The sequence below is a fragment of the Acinetobacter brisouioides genome (assembly GCF_004331075.1).
Classification (GTDB): Bacteria; Pseudomonadota; Gammaproteobacteria; order Pseudomonadales; family Moraxellaceae; genus Acinetobacter.
This window is the reverse complement of the sequence record NZ_SJNX01000001.1, coordinates 249,589-269,040: the sequence shown is the minus strand read 5'-3', so window position 1 is coordinate 269,040 and position 19,452 is coordinate 249,589. Positions and strand designations below refer to the sequence as shown.

The following is a 19,452-nucleotide window of genomic DNA, read 5'->3' as shown; positions in this document are numbered from 1 at the left end:
ACTTCCGAAGAAGTGGTTTTTTATGGCTTTCTGATTGGATTAGTGGCGAGCAGTCTGGTTTTCAGTCACTGTTGCGACAAGTGGCGTTTTAGGTAAAGGCGTTGGTTGTTGAGTCAATGCCAATGGCAAAATCTCGTCAATGCTTTTTACGGCTTTGATTTCTAGACCTTCTTTTACATTGTCTGGAATTTCCGCCAAATCACGCACGTTGTCCTGTGGAATGAAAACCAATTTGACACCACCACGATGGGCTGCCAATAGTTTTTCTTTCAAACCACCAATTCGCAGTGCACGACCAGCAAGCGTAGTTTCGCCTGTCATCGCGATATCTGCACGGATTGGAATACCTGTAAAGGCAGATACCAATGCCGTAGTTAGTGCCAAACCTGCTGATGGACCATCTTTCGGTGTTGCACCTTCAGGTAAATGCACGTGAATATCAGTTTCATCAAAGCGAGATGCTTCGATGCCGAGTTCATCAGCACGAGTACGAACCACAGTCATTGCTGTCGTGATCGACTCTTTCATGACATCACCGAGTGAACCTGTGGTAATGAATTTACCTTTACCTTTCACCGCAGCAACTTCAATCGTGAGTAATTCACCACCCACAGATGTCCACGCTAGGCCATTGACACGACCAACTTGTGCTTCAGACTCAGCCATGCCGTAATCGAATTTATGCACACCTAAGTAATCTGGCAAGTTCTGCTCAGTCACATTAATATGCAAGCTTTTCGCTTTCTTGCTTACCGCTTCTTTCACGACTTTACGAGCAATTTTAGAAATTTCTCGTTCAAGGCTACGAACACCTGCTTCACGGGTATAACGGCGCACAATGTCACGAATTGCTTCTTCATGAACGGTGAGTTCTTTGTTGCGTAAGCCGTTGTCTTTAATTGCTTTTGGCACTAAATAGCGTGAAGCAATATTGACTTTTTCATCTTCGGTATAACCCGGTAGACGAATGACTTCCATACGGTCAAGCAATGCTTCAGGAATATTCATACTGTTGGCTGTACAGATAAACATGACTTCAGATAGGTCAAGATCCAAATCTAAATAGTGGTCGTTAAACTTACTATTTTGTGATGGGTCAAGAACTTCAAGCAATGCTGATGCAGGGTCGCCACGGTAGTCCTGAGCCATTTTGTCGATTTCATCGAGTAAAAATAGCGGGTTTTTCACGCCGACTTTAGTTAATGACTGCACGATTTTACCTGGCATCGCACCAATATAGGTACGACGGTGACCACGAATTTCAGCTTCATCACGCACACCACCCAAAGCCATGCGCACAAACTCACGCCCAGTTGCTTTGGCAATTGATTCGCCGAGAGAAGTTTTACCTACCCCAGGAGGACCAACTAAGCATAGGATTGGACCACGCAGTTTTTTCACACGAGATTGAACCGCCAAATACTCGACAATGCGGGCTTTAACTTCGTCCAAACCATAGTGGTCTGCATCCAAAATTTCCTGTGCTTTTGGCAAGTTAATGCTAACTTTGCTGGCTTTATTCCATGGTGTATCTAAGATGACATCTAGATAGTTACGTACAACAGCTGCTTCGCTTGACGCAGGTTGCATGGCTTTAAGTTTGCGAAATTCTGCTTCTGCTTTTTTGCGGACATGCTCAGGCAAATCTGCTTCAGCAAGACGGTTTTCAAGTTCGGCAACGTCATCTTCAGCGCCGCCATTCATGTCAGAAAGTTCGCGCTGAATGACTTTCATTTTTTCATTGAGAAAGTATTCGCGTTGGTTCTTTTCCATTTGGCGTTTGACACTGTCATGTAATGTCTGCTCAATTTGCTGCTCTTCAGATTGTTGCAACAAATAAGTCATTAACTCTTTTAAGTGTGCTTCGAATTCATCATGTTCCAAGAAATTCTGTTTCACTTCAATATTCAGAGGAACACGTGTTGCGACGAAGAATAACAATTGTTGCAAATCATCAATTTTATTTGCAGCAGTAATTAACTCGCGTGCATTGCGCAATTTTGCTTCAGCATATTGGGCAAACAATGCTTTCAATTCTTGTAAGCGCTCATCCTGAGTGTCTTGGTCTAATGCTACACTCATCGGGCTTAGTGTATGTTCAGCTGTGAAATACTCAGTTTGATCAATGATCTGTTCTAGTTTTGCACGATGTAAACCTTCAATCAGTACTTTGATGCAGTTTTCATCGTTTTCGTGGTTCACAACTTGCACGATTTTCGCCACAGTTCCGTATTGGTACAGATTGTCCTGATCAATATCTTCAGTGAGAGAATCTTTTTGTGCAACCACAAAGACTAAATTGTCACTGTTACGCGCCACATCAACAGCTTTTATTGATTTTTCACGACCAACAAAAAGCGCGATTTGCATGTGCGGATAAACCACTACATCACGTAACGCTAATAATGGTAATATGTTTGGAATTGTCAGTTCTTGCGAACTTTCAAGATTCAAAATTTGTTCAGTCATGAGCACTCCTAATGAGTGACAACAGTGTTGCCATGATTTTTATAGTGATGTGTTTTTTTTAAATTACAAGGGGAAGTCTTGTGAAAAAAATAAAAAACCATGATTTTGCTTAAATTTACAACAGTCTATTATCGGTTAAAATGCCGATAAGATTGTGGTGTACAAAGTGCATGTAGCGGCTGATCCCAAGGCTGATGGGGAAGCACAATATCAAGGCGTTGAAAGTCGTGCGCTAACCCTAAACGAAAGGGATGATGTTGAGCCTGAGACAATGTACGATCATAAAAACCACCTCCCATGCCCAAACGCATACCTTTTATATCACAAGCCAGTAAAGGCATACACAATAGATCTAAATGCTGCACGGCAATCCCGCGTTGCTGGGGTTCCAGCATACCCAAACGGTGTGGTGCAAAACGCCGTGTATAAAATTGTTGTCTAGAAATTTTGACCCAACGTAAATGTTGGTTCATATTGCAGATTTTGGGTAAATAAACTTCCTTATTGAGTTTAAAGCAATATTCAATCAGCCCTTTTGTCACAATCTCACCAAAAGCATCTAAATATAATCCGATTTTTTTTGCCTTTTGAATCGCGGGGGCGCGTCGAAAATGACTTAATACAGCCTGAGCAGCTTGACGTTGCTGAAAACAGGTGAGTCGACGACGCTTACGGCGTAGCTCTCGACGTAACTGTTGGAGGTCTAAAGCATTATTCATGATCTGATCATTTGGGTTCGGCTTATGATTAAAGTATTACCATAAAAATCAAACGAGTAAAGTCCCGCCTATGATGCACTGGTCATTTTACTGATTTTTGCTTGGGCATAATGGGTTAACTCGATAATTTCTTGCTGATTCTGTTCAAGCTTTTTTTGCAATGGTAGGATTTTGGAAGTATTTGGACGTTGGGCTGCGCCTTGTTGTGCAAGTTCAAGGCTAAGTTGATTGTTATGCATCATTTTTTGACGAATTACATCAACTTCAGCACTACTTAATAACAAGTCTCGTAATTCCTGATTAAATTTTCCTACATGTTGCTGCATGCTTTGAATAATTTGTTCAATCTGGGCAGTATTACCAGAACGAATGACATGTAAGGCTTCTTGCTGAAAAACAGAACTTTCCTGATTTTGGCGTTGCGCTAAATTTTGTAGTATTCCAAGGTCTGTTTTAATATCAATGGTTTGATTATGGCTGAAACTGATGTGTTGTGAGTTTACATGATTGGGTTTACAGGCAAATAGTGTGCATGAAGAAAGGCATAAACAGACAATCAACATTGGTTTCATAACATGCCCCGAATTTGCTGTGAATAAAATAAATATAATGCATTTATAGAAGGAGTCTAATCATGCAGGGGAAAGTATAAAGTCTAGGTATGAACTATGCTGTAAAAACACATGAAAATTGAAAATTTTGTTACATCTTTGTAATTACATAGGAAGTGCAGAAAATCTATAGACGTAAAAAAACCAGCTTTCGCTGGGTTTTGTTGGCACCATTTTAACAGTTTTAATAAAATGGTGCCCGGGGCCGGACTCGAACCGGCACGCTTTGTGGGCGGGGGATTTTAAATCCCCTGTGTCTACCTATTTCACCACCCGGGCATGGCCGCAATCATAAAACAAGTTATTTTTGTTGGCAACACTATCTTGTGGTATTTGCTTTAAAATTACTCAAATAACTGTTTTTTTGCATAAAAATAAGAAAATATAAAAATATGGACGTTGATGGTTTGAAAGAGGCATGGTTTCCGTCCATAAAATTTGTTTTATGAGGCTAAAATATTTCTGGACTGTAACACAATATGACGAGTAAAAATAAAATTATGCAAATTTAATTACTTATATATATGATTTATATTGTAAAAAATAGAAAATATACTCTTAGTAAAGAATAAAAACTGATTGCTTGTTTAAAATATAAACAATATACTTTTCTTATAAAAATGTGATGTGGTTATCAAAAAACTAATATCAAAAACTTAAAAAAAGGATGCCAAAATTGTCTATATTTAATTATCGTAGTGCAATGAGTTGCATTACCTCTCTATTGATCCTACCGATATCGGTAGCTCATGCTGCTGAGGAGTCAGTAGAGTTAAAATCATCTCGTGAGAAAGCGGTTGTTCTTGTCAGACAGGGTCAGATTCAACAAGGTATGTCTTTATTTCATTCATTAATATCTCAATACCCCGATGACCAAATTGTACTCGCGGATTATTTCACTCTACATTTTCAAACACAAAAATTTAATCAGGATGATATTTCTTTACTCCAGCGAATTCAGCCGAAGCAATTTCCAGAATATGCTCAGATTCCCGTCATTCAGGGGGTAAGAGATCTACAGCAATTTAGTCTCGCTTTAGAGTGGCTAAAAAAATTTGAACCATACAATAAAAATATTCAATTACAAGTGATGAAAGCAGTACTGTATGCTGAATTAAATCAGCCACAGGATGCAGTTGCCACTTTAAAAGGTATTCCTTTGAATGCTTTAAATGCAGATCAACTTGTACAAGTTTCTTATGCATATCGCATGTCTGGGAAGCCGATTGAAAGTTTGAATGCAGCGAGCCTTGCTTATGAAAAAGCACCGAAGGTTGAGAGTGTACAAGAAGAGTATTTTTATGCACTGATTGACTCAGGAAGCCTTTCAGAAGCAGAGCTGTTTCTACAGAACCATAGCGGCTTAAATGACAAAAAATCAGCTTTATCTTTGAGCCTGCAACTTTTGCAATTTAGTCAAGATATTAAAAATGCGATAGCGCATTATAAGTATTTATCGAATCATGGCGAAGGAGATAAAGCCAGCTATGCAGATTTGGATAAATGCTTAGCCAAAGCAACAGATTTGCAGAAACAAGTATCAAGAGAAAAACCTGGATATTTTAATTTCTATTACAATTATATTTATGCTCTCAGCTTTCGCGGTAGATCTAACGAAGCCATTGAGTATGCACAGCAGTTAAATCGCCCTTATGCAGATATGCCTGCGTATGTCAGACATGCACTGGCAAATGCTTACCTCCGAATCAAACAACCTCAACAAGCTGAAACTTTATATCTCAGTTTATTACAAGAGAAAAACTATCCAGATATGGAAGTTTATTCTGGTCTTTACTATTCCTATATTGAGCAAGAAAAGTTCCAACAAGCCGATCAGTTAATCAAGGATGTCGATCACCTCATTCCAACGTATCATTATGGCAATGCCAAGGGTGAGGATAAAACGACTGCCGATGATCGTTATGAGTATATTAGCTTAAAAGGTTTAAATTTCGCGTATCGGAATGAATTAAACACATCGGAAAAATACTATCAAGATATCGTTGCTAAAACACCGAATAATCCACTTTATCTCAATAATTTGGCAATGATACAGCGCTGGAGGGAACAGCCTCTTCATTCGCAGAAAACTCTAGCAAGATTAACAGGTAGAGAGCCTGATAAAAACACATTAATTAATCAGATGAAGAATGAACAAGACTTGGGCAATATCCAAACTTGGAAAAAGGATTTGTCTCATCTACTCGAATTGTATCCAGATGATAGTGGTGTGATGGAAAGCCGTAAGGAAATGGCTGATCGGGATCACTTTAGCATTACTCATGAAACCAATTGGGGGCATAGCAATTCGGATCAAGTGAATCAAAGCTTAAGAGGAACCCGAGATCTAGATAGTTATACATGGTTGAATTCACCATGGATGCATGACAATTATCGTGTTTTTGCCTTTTCTCAAAATCGTAGTGGTCATTTTGATGTCGGTAATATTGGAGATGATCGCTATGGTCTAGGGTTGGAGTGGGCATCTAATCGTAAAGACTTAACTTTGGCGTTATCGCAAAACTCGCATCAAGAAAAAACAGGTGTCGATATCAACTGGTCGCAATGGCTCAATGATAATTGGCAGTACCGTCTGCAATATAACAGTCAGGTGCCGATTCCGTTACAAGCACTACGTAATAAGCAAGATGGAAAACTATATTCAACAAGCATTCTCTGGCGTCAGAATGAATCACGTTCAGCTGGATTGACTTATGCCTATACAGATATTTCTGATGGCAATAAACAACAAGACTGGACTTTTGATTTTACTCAGCGATTACAAGCATCTCCACATCATATTACCGATATGCTTGTGAGTGCAGGCTATGGCACCAATAGTAAACAAGAGACTCTTTATTTTAGTCCTGACCAATACTATGCAATGAATATCACTCTCCAGCATGATTGGGTAACATGGAGAAAATATAACCAAAGCTTTACGCAACATTTTGAACTAGGAACAGGGTTCTACAATCAAAAAAATTATGGAACCAAAGTCACTTGGAATGCGCAATATTTGCATCGCTGGTCATTGTCTCGCACATGGCAGCTTGAGTATGGAATTGGCATTACAAGACACCCTTATGATGGAAAACAAGAAGATCGCACTTATGGTCTAGTAGGATTTAGGGGTATTTTTTAATGATAAAGTTTAGTCAAACAATATTGCCATATGCTTTTGTGCTATCAAGTCTTTTGTCAGTGCAAACATATGCTGCAGCACCTGACAGCATATTAGGACAAAACCAAGCAATTGCATTGAATTTTCACAATGTAAGAGAAGACGTTCTGAAAAAAGATGATGCGGATCTATATGCGGTTAATTCTCGAAGTCTCGCTGAATTTTTTGACTGGTTAAGCCATTCAAAATGGCATCCTGTTTCACTGCAACAAATCATTGATGCTCGTGAAGGGAAAAAACCACTTCCTCCAAATGCAATTGTCTTAAGTTTTGATGATGGATTAGTTAGCGGCTATACACAAGTTTTTCCATTGTTGAAAGAGTATAAGTTTCCTGTTGTCTTTGGGATTATGACGGGTTGGACAAACAAAACGACCAAATTTGATGATGAAATCACTTACAAGAATCCTGAAAATTTTATGACTTGGGATGAAATGAGGGAGATGCAAAAGTCAGGATTGGTTGATTTTGTCAGTCATACAGACAGTTTACATGTTGGGATTTTGGCAAATCCACAAGGAAATGAAGAGCCTGCTGCAATTACTCGGCAATATTTGAAAAACCAACAACGCTATGAAACCGATCAAGAATACCAACAGCGAGTTTATAATGATTTATTGAAGTCAAAACAGATCTTGGGAAAACAGCTAGGAATTCAAGTCAAAGCAGTAATTTGGCCTTATGGTGCTGTAACGCCAGAAACCGAGGATATTGCCAAAAAAGCGGGTTTGCCGATTTCATTTAGTTTAGGTCGATCTGGAATTAATCAAATTAATGATCGAATCTACAAAAGAATCTTGATGCTGGGCAATCCTAATTCAGAAGGTTTGCAGCAAGAATTATTAAATGTTGTGAATTATCATGAAGATTCGAAAATAAACATACGGCATAGTCTGAGTATTAAACTTGATGATTTAATTGGGCAATCGGGTCAATATGATGATAATCGCCTTGGTTTAATGCTGGATCGCCTACAGGCTTTAGCTGTAAATAAAGTCTTCGTAGATGTTTTTGACCAAAGTAATGAAAAAGTATTTTTTCCAAATACTATTTTTCCGATGTCACAAGATGCAATGAATCGTTTTACCTGGCAGGTTCAATCACGTGTATCTGCTGATGTTTATGCAAATATCCCATTGAGTTCTTTTAAAAATCAACCACAAAAATTAAATCCGTTTGTTATGGATTTAATGAAAAATAACACCAGTTTATCTGGAATATTTTTAGAGTTTGATGGTGACTTAGCGGCGATTACAACGCCAGAAAAAATGAAATGGTTTGATAAAGTTAAACAAACAGCAGAATATTATTCAAATGTCAGTAAAACATTTCGATTTGGGCTTCGAGTGCCACTTACTCCAGATCTTGAAAGTTCCATGGATAATGTTTTGCCTAATCTGATGAATCATTTTGGATTTGTTAATTTTATCTTAGATAAACCAGCAGATAAACAACAAACTAAAATGTTGAAAAAGGTATTTGGTAGCTTGCCATTATCTACAAAAAGCCGAATATCTTTCAGTATTGATACAAAAAATTTAAAATCTGAGTCTGACTGGAAAGCAGCTCAAAAAACATTAATCGATTTACAGGGATTAGGTATTCAAAATATTGGTGCAAATCAATATAACCTAGAAAATGGGATGTTTTTTCACAAGTACCTTTATACACCACTCAGCCAAAATGACAGTCCATTGAATTATAAAAATCCATTTAAAAATGATATGAATTTGGAGAAAGTCCCATGAGCTGGCTAAAATATTTATTTGATTTTGCTTTTTTATACCCTCTATTTATGGCATGGATTTGGATTGTCGGTGGTATATGGTTTTTCTTTAAACGTGAATATCCAAAGCGTCATGTTCCAAAACCTACAGATGAAGGGTGCAGTATTATTATCCCCTGTTTTAATGAGGAGGAGCATGTACGAGATACCATTCGTTATGCAGCACAGACACAATATCCAAAATTTGAGATCATTGCGGTTAATGACGGAAGTACAGATCGCACAGGGCAAATTTTAGATGAATTGCAGGGTCAATATGCAAACCTCAGAGTAGTACATTTGGCAAAAAATCAGGGAAAAGCATTTGCTTTACGCTCAGGTGTTTTGGTGAGCCAGTATGAATACTTGGTTTGTATTGATGGTGATGCATTGCTTCATCCTCATGCGGTGCTATGGATGCTAGATCCAATGGTTAACTTACCACGCGTTGGCGCGGTAACAGGGAATCCTCGTATTATTAACCGTTCGAGTATCTTGGGGAAATTGCAAGTCGGCGAATTTTCTTCAATTATCGGCTTAATTAAACGCGCTCAACGAACCTATGGTCGTCTTTTTACGGTTTCTGGTGTAATCGCTGGTTTTCGTAAAACTGCGCTTAAGCAAGTCGGGTTTTGGTCTGATGATAAATTAACAGAAGATATTGATATTTCATGGAAGCTACAATTTAATCAATGGGATATACAGTATATTCCGCAAGCACTTTGTTATATCTATATGCCTGAAACTTTTGTTGGTTTATTCAAACAACGCTTGCGTTGGGCGCAGGGTGGGATGGAAGTCTTACGTGACCACATCAAACACATTTTTAAATGGCGACTACGCCGTATGTGGATTATTGTTTTAGAAACAATTATGAGCGTCACATGGTCTTATATCATGCTGCTTATTTTTATCCTGTATTTTCTTGGCGTATTTTTCCATATTCCAAATGAATTGTTTATTAAAACGCTCTTACCTGAATGGTATGGAACGATACTCGGCTTTACTTGCTTGATTCAATTTACAATAAGCTTATGGATCGATAAACGCTATGATGGCAGCAATCGCTTTTTTCGAAATTATTTTTGGGTAATCTGGTATCCACTTTTCTTTTGGTTAATTACAACATTAACAACAGTTGTTGCAGTACCTAGAGCATTATTTTTACCTAAAAAACGTGCACGATGGGTCAGTCCAGATCGTGGTTTTAAAGGAGATAAATTATGAGCAATCCAGTCATCGATTATCAAATTATAGAGGATGAATCAAAGCTTGATTTACCTGAATATATTGATAATCCCCACTATGTTAAAAATAAAACAGCAGGCTATCTTTTACAGTTGATAGGTTGGGTGTTATTTATTCTGATTATCTTTCCATTAATCACGCTATTCTTGTGGTATTTTGAGTTTAAGCTAGTCAAAAAATATATTTTTAATGATGCAATGTATGCTCAATTAACGAGTTTAATGCACATAGGAATTGGGATTTTAATTTTTAGCTTATTATTAATTTTATGGGCATCCTATAATTGGGTTAGATTTAATAATAAAGAGCGAAGAAAAAAATCTCAAAATACGCCAATTGATGAATTTGCTAAAGATTTCTTACTGACTGGAAATGATTTGGTTAAATTGCGACAAGGATCTAATATTGTTTTGCACTATGATGAAGATGGGCTACTAGAATATTACGATGTTGTGAAATAGATGAATGGCTTTAAATAATGGGTTTTCAATCAGTTGTTTGCTTTTGAAAGTATGAATGAAATAATAAAGTGATTGGCTTTTAAATATTTCTCGGAGTATAAAAAGATAGTTAATCACTTTTTTATCATTAATCTTTTATTAATTTAAATATAAAATGGTTGATCCATAGTGTTATTCTAGATTAAATCTAATTTTAGCGAAATCTATTAGTTGGCTTCTTTTCTAATGATCTGCATCAACTTTATTTTTTACTCATAACATAAGAAGTAAAAACGGAGTTATGAATGCACTATAATAATGTTTTTAACATTTTATCCAAGAACATACATACTGTACTGTCAGCATTTATTGAAATAAAGAAACCTATATGCAACCTCTCCAATTTTCTCTTAAAGCCAACCAAATTGAGATTCTGTGGAATTCGCAGCAGTTTATCCTTCCTCAAGGATTAGATGCTATTCAACAACAGAGTTTAGTGCAAGGCGTATGGTCTGAGTTTGCCATTGAGAAAATGATTTATTTGATTGAAGAATTGCTAGAGTCAGAACCACAGCTAAGACATGTACAGGGTAGAGCAATCACCTCTGATCCAATGATGAAGCTATTGAATCAATTATTTTTTAAGACATCAGGCTCAATTGATCGAGTCCAGCTTGAGCATGCCTTTAATGATTTTATTGAGCATATCGGCTATTACTTGCGACAAGTTGCAGAGGATCAGCAACAGGCTTTTGTTTATTTTGTGATGATTCGTGAAATGATGCATCACCTTAATATTCAAGAAATTTTGATAAAATAATATGAATGATTATGAAAGAAGGGAAAACGACTTAAATAATTAAGTATCCAAGGTTTCTCTTGTTGTTATAAAACTAAATTCAGTGGGCGGTTTTATTTCATGTGATCATTACAGAGCTTGAAACATCACAATCCCAATTTGATGTTGGTCTGAAAAATTTCTACACGGGCATTTAAAATTGGTTATGCTAGGCGCGGATTTTTTAGGTAATTTGTAGCACATGGCACTTAAAGCAACGATTTATAAAGCAGACCTCAATATTGCGGATATGGATCATCACAATTATGGTGATTATCAATTGACGATGGCATTACATCCATCAGAAACCATCGAGCGTTTAATGGTGCGTGTTTTGGCTTTTGCTCGTTATGCCGATGAGCAACTTGAATTTACCAAAGATTTATTTGAAGTGAATGAGCCTGCATTGTGGCAGAAAGATTTAACAGGTCTACTCGAAAAATGGATTGAAGTGGGTTGCCCTGATGAAGATAAAGTAAAAAAAGCCAGTGCGCGTTGTCAACAAGTGGCTGTTATTGCCTATGGTAGCTCGGTGACAGAATGGTATAAGCGTAGCAGTAAATTAAAAACTTTAAAAAATGTTGAAGTTTGGCAACTGAGTGAAGAAACCACCACAGCAATCCAAGCGTTATGTGAGCGTACCATGCAGTTGCAGCTCAACATTATGGATGGTGAATGGACGCTGATGAGTGATGCTGGTCAAGCTGTAGTTGAGTGGATTAAGTTGCAGTAATCTCTGAGTCGCTTAATTTGAAAAGAAGCTCCTATTAAGGGGCTTTTTTATTTATAAAAAAAGAATTAAAACAAGCAACTTAGTACTGTTTTTATCTGGCAGATATTATGCGAAGATGTCTAAAAGAACAGATAAAAACCAAGAGTGTGTCAATGCAGTCATATAACAAAAATTTAAAACTTCCATCACGCGATTTGCGTAGCAACATGACTGATGCAGAGCAATTGCTATGGCAAAGATTACGTCGTAAGCAAATTTTAGGATTACAGTTTTACCGTCAAAAGCCCATTCTCAATTTTATCGTGGATTTTTACTGTGCCGCAGTGAATTTGGTCATTGAGTGTGATGGTGGACAACATTACACTGAAGATGGACTTCTAGCAGATCAAGTCAGAGATCAGGCTTTAAGCGAGTTGGGGCTTATGGTTTTGAGGTTCAGTAATCGACAGGTTTTGACTGAAACTGATAGGGTGGTAGAGCAGATTTATGGTATTGCGAAACATAGACTGGAATCCCCCTCTTGCGAAACTTAGTTTCTCATCTTTGGTAAAGGAGGACTTTACGTGAATTTGATGATGGTAATGGATTTGCGTAGCTCCCTCCTTTTTAAAGGAGGGTTGGGGATTAAACACTTCCTTCATATATCTTTTTAGCTTCAATGGCGTTATCTAATTTTCTATGGATAAGTGAAATCATTGATAAAATGTCTAAAGCATCTTGTTTATTAATTTTCCAAGTGATTTTAGGTGCATGAGCTGTTGTATTTCTAAACGTTCCAAATATTCCTTTCAATAAATTCATAAAGCCTTTTTGTTCACTTTGATAACTTTCTGTAGTTAGATTATTTAAAGCTAAAAAGGGAACTTTCCCTTTGTATGAAAATGCTTGATTGACTAATTCAGAACCATCACTAGTTAAATTAGTTTTGACTCTGATCTTTTCAGCAATGCTTTTAGTTGCTTCAAAAACTGCGTGGAAATAATTGTCGACTAATAATTCAGCTTTACAAAATGAGAGCACATCAGGGTGTATATTTCTGTCTATAAGAATCTTTTTAAGTTGGGATGCACGTTCTTCTGCTTCTGAAAATGTTTTTACTGTACTTACATATTTAATAGAACCGCTTTCAGTAATTTCATAACCTTCAAATGAAAGAACGTAATTTAATTTTGTCCTTATGTGCTCAAACCAGTTTTGATTATCTACATGGCGAGACGGTCTAATCACGTGCTGAATAAAAGCAACAATATTATTTGCACATTGATCTTCTTTTTGTTTAAGGGTTAATGAATCATATAAACGTTTCCACTTAGTTGAATTTATTTGAGGGTCTTTAATATTACATTCTGATAGATATTTACTAATTTCTGTTCCAGTAAGTCCATCAGTAGTCTCACCTAAAATTTTACAAATAGATTCTAAACTTGCTAAGTCAAATTTTTTAATTATTGCCATTTGATAGTTTTCTAAAATATTTAATTGATAAATTATATATTTTTTATTTAAAGATCAATTCAATCCCTCCCAACCTCCCTTTAAAAAAGGGAGGGGCTGTCAAGTAATCCATTTATTCACATGACATCCCATCTTTTTAAGGGGAGTTAGGGTAAGGTTGGATTGAAATAAAATCCTCCCCCTTTATCAAAGGGGGATCGAGGGGGATTTAAGCAATCGAATCATCTAAATTCGGTGCTAACCAACGCTTGGCTTCATCTAGCGTCCAACCTTTACGTTTAGCATAATCTTCTAACTGATCTTGCGAAATCTTGCCGACATTAAAGTATTCACTTTGTGGCAAGCTATAGTAGAAACCACTCACAGATGAAGGTGGCCACATCGCAAAACTGCTGGTGAGCTGTGTGCCGATTTTCTCGGTTGAACCAAGCCAGTTAAACAAGGTTGCTTTTTCTGAGTGTTCAGGACAGGCAGGGTAGCCAGGTGCAGGACGAATCCCGACATATTTTTCTTTAATCAATTCTTCATTGCTTAAAGTTTCATTGGCTTGATAACCCCAGAACTCTTTGCGGATACGCTCATGCAAGTGCTCAGCAAATGCTTCAGCAAAACGGTCTGCCAAAGACTGAATTAAGATCGCTGAGTAATCATCACCTTTGGCTTTATAGTCATTGGCAATTTCTTCTGCGCCAAAAATCGAAACCGTAAAGCCACCCAAATAGTCCTGATGGTCATCGGTTGGTGCAATAAAGTCAGCCAAGGACAGGTTCGGCTTGCCTGTGACTTTATCAGACTGCTGACGAATATGTTCAAAGTGATGGGTGGCATTGCCAGACTCATCATAAGCAGTCACGGTATCTGCACCTGTACGCTTGGCAGGATATAAACTAAACACCGCACGGGCGTCAAAGCGTTTATTTTCAATAATATCTTTGAGCATGGCTTGTGCTTGGTTGTACAGATCGGTTGCTGCTTCACCAACCACTTCATCTTCTAAAATTTTCGGGAATTTACCTGCTAAACTCCAAGAAATAAAGAATGGTGTCCAGTCAAAGTATTCTACCAGTACATCGAGAGGGTAGTTCTTGATGACCTGTGTCCCAATAAAGTTTGGTACAGGTGGTACATAACTTTTCCAGTCAAGTTTTAGGCCGTTTTTAACTGATTCTGTATAGCTAAGTTTCGCAGCCTTGGGTTGTTTATTGGCTAAACGTTCACGGATTTTGTCATATTCCGCACGTTGATCGGCAATAAATGCACCACGCATATCTTGAGATAAAAGTGTCGTGGCAACACCCACAGCACGCGAAGCATCGGCGACATAAATCACTGCATCATTTTGGTATTGGGGTTCAATTTTGACGGCTGTATGTGCTTTAGATGTGGTTGCACCACCAATCATCAATGGAATATTAAAACCTTTGCGCTGCATTTCTTTGGCAACAAACACCATTTCATCCAGACTAGGGGTAATCAAACCTGATAAACCGATGATGTCACATTTCTCATCAATGGCGGTTTGTAAAATTTTCTCAGCAGGAACCATCACGCCAAGGTCAACAATATCGTAACCATTACAACCCAAGACCACGCCTACAATATTTTTACCAATATCATGTACGTCACCTTTTACGGTTGCCATCAGGATTTTACCTTTAGATTGGCTGCCTGTTTTTTCTGCTTCGATGTACGGGTTAAGCCAAGCCACAGCTTGTTTCATGACGCGGGCTGATTTGACGACTTGTGGCAAGAACATTTTACCTGAACCGAACAAGTCACCAACCACGTTCATACCATCCATCAATGCGCCTTCAATCACATCAAGAGGGCGTTTCGCTTTTAAGCGGGCTTCTTCGGTATCTTGGTCAATATAAGTGGTGATCCCTTTGACTAAAGCATATTCAAGACGTTTTTCAACTGATTGATTACGCCATTCAAGATTTTCAGCTTCACGCTGTGCACCGCTATGACCACGATATTTCTCAGCTATTTCAAGTAGTCTTTCTGTTGCATTTTGACCAGATTCGCCTTGATTCTGATTCAGAACAACATCTTCAACAGCATCTTTGAGTTCTTTAGGAATATCGTCATAAATCGCCATTTGACCGGCGTTGACAATCCCCATGGTCATGCCTTGCTTGATAGCATAGTATAAAAACACCGAGTGAATCGCTTCACGTACAGGTTCATTACCACGGAATGAGAACGAAACGTTAGAGACACCACCTGAAATCATGGCATTTGGTAAGTTCTTCTTAATCCAACCCGTCGCTTCAATAAAGTCCACAGCGTAGTTGTTATGTTCTTCAATCCCTGTTGCCACGGCAAACACGTTCGGGTCGAAGATAATATCTTCAGATGGGTAGCCGAGTTCATTGACTAAAATGTCATAAGAGCGTTTACAGATTTCACGTTTACGTGCTGCGGTATCTGCTTGCCCATCTTCGTCAAATGCCATGACAATAATGGCAGCACCATATTGACGGCACAGACGTGCTTTATGCACGAACTCGTCATAACCTTCTTTTAAGGAGATGGAGTTAACGACAGATTTACCTTGTACACATTTTAAGCCTGCTTCAATGATTTCCCATTTAGAGGAGTCAATCATGATTGGCACACGTGAAATATCAGGTTCAGACGCGACCAGATTCAAGAAGTGCACCATGGCATTTTCTGAATCAAGCATTCCCTCGTCCATGTTGATGTCGATGATCTGCGCGCCAGCTTCAACTTGTTGCTGAGCAACTTCTAAAGCTTCGGCAAATTTTTCTTCACGAATGAGGCGCAGGAATTTTTTTGAACCTGTCACGTTGGTACGTTCACCAACGTTGACAAATAACGAGTCGTTATAAATGTTAAACGGTTCTAAGCCACTTAAACGGCAAGCTGGAATGGTTTCAGGGACTTGGCGTGGTGGTAATTCTTTAACGGCTTCGTAAATGGCACGAATATGTGCAGGTGTTGTACCACAGCAACCACCTGCAATGTTGATAATGCCACTTTCTGCAAACTCGCGAATAAAGGCTGCGGTTTGATCAGCAGTTTCATCATAAGAACCAAAAGCATTTGGCAAGCCAGCGTTTGGATGCGCAGAAATATACACATCAGCAACATCACTAATGGTTTTAACGTGTGGACGCATGGCATCTGCACCCAGCGCACAGTTAAAACCTACCGACAAGACGTTGGCGTGACGAACCGAGTTCCAGAATGCCTCAGCAGTTTGACCTGTTAAAGTACGACCAGAAGCATCGGTAATCGTACCCGAAATCATAATCGGTAAGCTACGACCTAACTGCTGGAAAGCTTCTTCCACCGCAAAAATGGCCGCTTTACAGTTCAGTGTATCAAATACGGTTTCAATCAGGATAATGTCTGCACCACCTTCAATTAAGGCAAGTGTAGATTCAATATAGTTGTCTTTAAGCGCATCGAAAGTAATGTTACGAAAAGCAGGGTTGTTCACATCAGGAGAGATTGAACAGGTACGCGATGTTGGTCCAAGCACACCTGCCACAAAACGCGGCTTATCTGGAGTAGAGTATTTTTCACATGCAGCTTTAGCCAGACGTGCTGCTTCACGGTTAATTTCAGGAACCAGATCTTCCATGTGATAATCTGACATTGAAACCCGTGTTCCGTTGAAACTGTTGGTTTCAATAATATCAGCGCCAGCTTCGAGGTAGGCTTCATGAATACCCTGAATAATGTCAGGTTGGGTCAAGACCAGTAAGTCATTGTTACCCTTTAAGTCATGTGCCCAGTCGGCAAAGCGCTCACCTCGATAATCTTGTTCCTGTAATTGATGTTGCTGGATCATGGTACCCATTGCACCATCGAGCATCATAATACGTTGAGAAAGGATTTGTTTTAAAGTGTTGAGTGTCGACATACACAGCCTTATATAGCCAAGGGCAACAGCGAGAAAATGCGCTTATTATACTCGTGATTGATGTTTTTTGAGCAAAAATAGCGATTTTAATCATGCTGGTTTCTTATAAGCTTTATTGATTACGCTTTTATACTCTGCAAAAAGCGTTAACTGAGTTGCTCATTGCTCATTTTTTTCCAAAAAAACTTCATACAAACTAAAAGTTTCATTAATTTGCAATATTTGTATGGCAATTTAGTCAGCAGTGAAGTGATGTGTTCGTGCAAAGTTAAGGTGTAATTGAATCAAAATAGATCAGATTTTTACCAACTCGTTCAAAATATGCTAAAAAATAAAAAATTCATTTTTCTGTGAAAGGGAATGTCATATAATTGTCATAATTTAAATGAAGAATAAGGGGACTTTTTGATCCTCTTTACATGACTGCATGAATTCGAATATTCCCTCTGCGCCAAAGTCAGTGCAATTTGATTCAACGAAATCAAAAAATGTACATGCACCAACTCCTAAGTTTTTTGTGCCTGTATTTTTAACGGTCATTATTGCGACCTTAATTTACATTGGTTTTCAAGTCAGTGCTGATCTGGCACATGTTCCGCCATTAAATTTATATTCAGTAATTTTACTTTCAACCGCTTTGCTCATTGCATTGGGGTTTGAATTTGTCAATGGTTTCCACGATACCGCCAATGCTGTCGCGACAGTCATCTATACCAATGCATTGCCTGCACCTGTTGCAGTGATGTGGTCAGGATTCTGTAATTTCCTTGGTGTGATGTTAGCAAGTGGTGCAGTTGCCTACGGTATTATTGCATTGCTGCCAGTTGAGTTGATTGTCAATGTCAACAGTGGCGCAGGTTTTGCCATGGTATTTGCTTTGCTCATCGCTGCGATTATCTGGAACTTGGGTACGTGGTTTTTGGGGGTTCCTGCTTCAAGTTCACATTCCCTGATTGGCTCCATTCTCGGTGTGGGGTTAATGAATCATTTGTTGAATGCCTCTACAGGAACCAGCGGCATTGACATGACACAACTTCTCAAAGTCGGGAAGGCATTGCTATTTTCACCATTGATCGGTTTTGCATTTGCAGCGATTGTTTTTGTCTTGGTGAAGTTTGTTTTTAAACGCCAGCTCAGTCTGTTTGATGCGCCAAATGGTCATACACCACCGCCACCGATTGTCCGTGCTTTATTGATTTTCACCTGTACGGGTGTCAGTTTTGCGCATGGCTCAAACGATGGTCAAAAAGGCATGGGCTTGATTATGCTGATTTTGGTTGGATTAGTGCCATTAGCATATTCACTCAACAAAAATCTGGACACTAATCAGGTTAGTCAGTTTATTACGTTATCGCAGCAAACAGCGCCTGCGATTTCGACAGATTATGCCCATATTGAAGATGATAAAGCCCGCGTTATTTTGACTCAGTACATTCAAAATAAAAAGGTTACGCCTGATGTACTGCCAGCTTTGGCAAGTACAACGCATCATTTAGGTCATGAATTGTCACAATACGCATCATTAAAAGATATTCCTGAACAGCAAGTCAGCCAAATTCGCAATGAAATGTATTTAAGTAGCAGTGCTTTGAAAACTTTGGACAAAGCAGAAGCTTTACCAAAGTGGGATGCTACGCAGCAAAAAACCGTGAAAGCTTATCAAAAGAGTTTGGATGGTTTCTTACAATACATTCCAACATGGGTGAAAGTGGCAGTTGCTCTAGCGTTAGGCTTGGGAACTATGGTTGGCTGGAAACGTATTGTGGTTACAGTGGGCGAGCGTATTGGTAAAAACCATATGACTTATGCTCAAGGTATGTCGGCTGAACTGGTTGCGATGAGTACGATTGCTGCGGCAGATAGTTTTGGGTTACCTGTGTCAACCACACATGTTTTAAATAGTGCGGTTGCTGGAACCATGGTTGCCAATAAGTCTGGTTTACAGTGGATCACTATCCGTAATATTATTTCGGCTTGGGTACTGACTTTACCCGCAACGATCTGTTTATCTGGTGGTTTATACTGGCTGTTTTTACGCTTTGTTTAAGAAAGTTCCAAAGACAGATTCAAATAAAAAAAGCTTTGCCTCGGCAAA

At 38.5% G+C, this 19,452-nt stretch carries 13 protein-coding genes and 1 tRNA gene; 8 read left to right on the top strand and 6 right to left on the bottom strand.

From position 1 onward, the window contains the following. Nucleotides 1-39: 39 nt before the first annotated feature. The 4 genes from lon to E0H77_RS01245 all read right to left on the bottom strand — a co-directional run bounded on the left by lon (nucleotide 40) and on the right by E0H77_RS01245 (nucleotide 4,078). Complete coding sequence (gene lon, locus E0H77_RS01260) at nucleotides 40-2,469, bottom strand: endopeptidase La (RefSeq protein WP_131374367.1); 2,430 nt, start codon at nucleotides 2,467-2,469, stop codon at nucleotides 40-42. 128 nt (nucleotides 2,470-2,597) lie between these two features. Then, nucleotides 2,598-3,188 carry a 5-formyltetrahydrofolate cyclo-ligase gene (locus E0H77_RS01255; RefSeq protein ID WP_131374364.1) on the bottom strand — a complete coding sequence of 197 codons (591 nt, stop codon included), beginning with the start codon at nucleotides 3,186-3,188 and terminating at the stop codon, nucleotides 2,598-2,600. 68 nt (nucleotides 3,189-3,256) lie between these two features. After that, nucleotides 3,257-3,760: a hypothetical protein gene (locus tag E0H77_RS01250; RefSeq protein WP_131374362.1), complete on the bottom strand. Its 504-nt coding sequence runs from the start codon at nucleotides 3,758-3,760 to the stop codon at nucleotides 3,257-3,259. Between the two features lie 232 nt (nucleotides 3,761-3,992). Continuing rightward, nucleotides 3,993-4,078 (bottom strand) — tRNA-Leu (locus E0H77_RS01245). Between the two features lie 397 nt (nucleotides 4,079-4,475). Between E0H77_RS01245 and pgaA the strand changes: the two genes are divergently transcribed. The 7 genes from pgaA to E0H77_RS01210 all read left to right on the top strand — a co-directional run bounded on the left by pgaA (nucleotide 4,476) and on the right by E0H77_RS01210 (nucleotide 12,540). Continuing rightward, the gene (pgaA, locus tag E0H77_RS01240) at nucleotides 4,476-6,944 is read left to right on the top strand and encodes a poly-beta-1,6 N-acetyl-D-glucosamine export porin PgaA (RefSeq protein ID WP_165491471.1); all 2,469 of its coding nucleotides are present in this window, start codon (nucleotides 4,476-4,478) and stop codon (nucleotides 6,942-6,944) included. Beyond that, the gene (gene pgaB, locus E0H77_RS01235; protein ID WP_131374356.1) at nucleotides 6,944-8,731 is read left to right on the top strand and encodes a poly-beta-1,6-N-acetyl-D-glucosamine N-deacetylase PgaB; all 1,788 of its coding nucleotides are present in this window, start codon (nucleotides 6,944-6,946) and stop codon (nucleotides 8,729-8,731) included. Before pgaA ends, pgaB begins: the two co-directional genes overlap by 1 nt. Continuing rightward, nucleotides 8,728-9,975 (top strand): poly-beta-1,6-N-acetyl-D-glucosamine synthase, encoded by a 1,248-nt coding sequence (pgaC, locus tag E0H77_RS01230; RefSeq protein WP_131374354.1) that lies wholly within the window; start codon nucleotides 8,728-8,730, stop codon nucleotides 9,973-9,975. The genes pgaB and pgaC overlap by 4 nt, the downstream gene beginning before the upstream one ends. Further along, nucleotides 9,972-10,457, top strand: a complete 486-nt coding sequence (gene pgaD, locus E0H77_RS01225) for a poly-beta-1,6-N-acetyl-D-glucosamine biosynthesis protein PgaD (protein WP_131374352.1) — start codon at nucleotides 9,972-9,974, stop codon at nucleotides 10,455-10,457. Before pgaC ends, pgaD begins: the two co-directional genes overlap by 4 nt. A gap of 367 nt (nucleotides 10,458-10,824) precedes the next feature. Further along, nucleotides 10,825-11,256, top strand: a complete 432-nt coding sequence (locus E0H77_RS01220) for a hypothetical protein (protein ID WP_131374350.1) — start codon at nucleotides 10,825-10,827, stop codon at nucleotides 11,254-11,256. A 220-nt stretch (nucleotides 11,257-11,476) separates the two neighbouring features. Further along, nucleotides 11,477-12,007 (top strand): YaeQ family protein, encoded by a 531-nt coding sequence (locus E0H77_RS01215; protein WP_131374348.1) that lies wholly within the window; start codon nucleotides 11,477-11,479, stop codon nucleotides 12,005-12,007. A gap of 152 nt (nucleotides 12,008-12,159) precedes the next feature. Beyond that, entirely contained in the window at nucleotides 12,160-12,540 is a 381-nt protein-coding gene (locus E0H77_RS01210; protein WP_131374346.1) for an endonuclease domain-containing protein, read from the top strand. Between the two features lie 91 nt (nucleotides 12,541-12,631). Here E0H77_RS01210 and E0H77_RS01205 read toward each other — a convergent pair whose 3' ends face one another. Further along, a complete protein-coding gene (locus E0H77_RS01205) occupies nucleotides 12,632-13,462 on the bottom strand; it encodes a TIGR02391 family protein (protein ID WP_131374344.1) in 831 nt (276 codons plus the stop codon). A gap of 208 nt (nucleotides 13,463-13,670) precedes the next feature. Beyond that, nucleotides 13,671-17,357, bottom strand: coding sequence for a methionine synthase (gene metH / locus E0H77_RS01200; RefSeq protein WP_131374342.1), 3,687 nt, complete (start codon nucleotides 17,355-17,357; stop codon nucleotides 13,671-13,673). Nucleotides 17,358-17,784: 427 nt separating this feature from the next. On the opposite strand from metH, the gene E0H77_RS01195 reads away from it, so the two are divergent. Continuing rightward, nucleotides 17,785-19,404 carry an inorganic phosphate transporter gene (locus tag E0H77_RS01195; protein ID WP_131374340.1) on the top strand — a complete coding sequence of 540 codons (1,620 nt, stop codon included), beginning with the start codon at nucleotides 17,785-17,787 and terminating at the stop codon, nucleotides 19,402-19,404. The last annotated feature ends 48 nt before the right edge of the window (nucleotides 19,405-19,452 follow it).